At 45.1% G+C, this 1,675-nt stretch carries 1 protein-coding gene; it reads right to left on the bottom strand.

The window, feature by feature from the left end:
- Window positions 1–1,001: 1,001 nt before the first annotated feature.
- Window positions 1,002–1,675, bottom strand: a 674-nt coding sequence (locus QZ506_RS00315) for a transposase (RefSeq protein ID WP_291968288.1), incomplete at its 5' end; no start/stop codon positions are given.

Below are 1,675 nucleotides of genomic sequence, written 5' to 3'. Positions count from 1 at the left end.
ATCTTGCAGGCTTTTGATACGTTACCGAGTTCTTCGGCGAGATTGAGCAGGCCGGCTTTGTGTTTGATAATGGGATTGTTAGTATGAAGCATGAGAGTTACCTCGCGTTTTGTTTAAGGATTAGGCACCCATATCAAAACCGGTAACTCTCAACCTTTCGAGGTCCAGTCTCAGATCTAGTCGCGACTAATACAACTTATCTATGGAGCGACATATGAACTCGAGCAGGAGATTATATAGGATATGGAGCCGGAACACCGTGTAACATTATAAAGCAGTCGTACACTTATTCTGTTGCAGAGGAAGCCATAAGGGTTGCTTACACAGTCACAATTCATTGAATGATTTCTGCTCATCAACACTGTGATCTTATGGTTATGCAGAGTGCCCATAAGATCCGTTTTTGCAGTGGTAACTTTCGCTTCCCTCTACTGGTGAGTGCTCCACTTGCGTTACCAAGCGGCTTTTTTGTGCAAAACGTCAAAAAGCCATGCATAAGTGAAATCTTTGCAAAAACGCTAAAAAAATTTTGATTTCCCTCAGTCCCATAACGATAAGATATTTCACTAAAGCAGCAGGCATGCGGGATTGTGGGAGTTATCCACTACTTCTGTGGATAACCATGTGCATTAGGTTTAGAAAAACGGTGGCAAGCGAGAATTGGCGCGGGTTTTGGTTGAGTTGATGTGATTCTCTGCTTTTTTATTTAATTGATATAAATCAATCAGTTAATTAAAATCAATTTTCTGTTTATATCCGACTGATGGTTGCATGTTTTTACAGCACAGGTCTAACCACTTTGTTAAGACAAATACTCATTCTGGGGATAAATAGCGCATTTTTAACTGGATAAATGTGTAACGCTGTGTTAGCGCTTTTTGCGCTCGCTTTCCTCTTTCCAATGCCCTACGCTGGCCGATGATTTACTCCACGCATCATTTTCGCCAACAAACGACTGGATGCTGTTTTTATATTGGTCTTCCCCGATCATGGTGGGAGACTCATAACTCCATGTTTAACCTGCCGTAACGGAACATCACTGCCACTTTAAAGCGCTCTTTGTTCCGGTATCCTCTGGACTTGATCCGCAGCAGCCTTATCTTTCTGTTTAGTGACTCTGCATTACCGTTTGATACCCTGTGTTTCATGGTATTCAGGATCCCGTACAGTTGTTTACGTAACGTCCGGGCTGCGCTGCTTAGTAGCGGGACACCAATGTCTTTTGCCATCGCTATCCATTCCAGCCACAGACGTCTGCTGTGTTCGTCATACCGGCAGTTCCAGAGTTCCCGGGCAAGCTCCTTCATTGCCCAGCAACGATTGGTATCAGGCAGTACCCTCTGCGCTGCTTCTAGTCTTTCTGCTATTCGACCATGACCTTTATGGCGGCCGTACAACCACAGATAACGGGAACGATGTGCTCTTTTTCGTATCGGTAGCGGGATGGTTTTCATTTCCAACTGTCGTGTTTTATCTACTATGGCACAGAGCATTTTCGCTACATGGAAGTGGTCGAACGCGATCTTCTCCACCGCGTTAGGCAGATGGAGCCGCGCTGCGCTTATACAGGCTGGATTCATGTCCATCGACAAGGTGTTAATGGATTCGACCTGGCGGTCACCCAGACTCCGGAGATAGCCAGCAAGACTTTCAACACCGCGATCATCTTTGAGTT

The sequence above is a fragment of the Candidatus Symbiopectobacterium sp. genome, from assembly GCF_020054415.1.
GTDB lineage: Bacteria > Pseudomonadota > Gammaproteobacteria > Enterobacterales > Enterobacteriaceae > Symbiopectobacterium.
The sequence above is the reverse complement of the archived record's forward strand: the minus strand, read 5'-3'. Positions and strand labels throughout refer to the sequence as shown.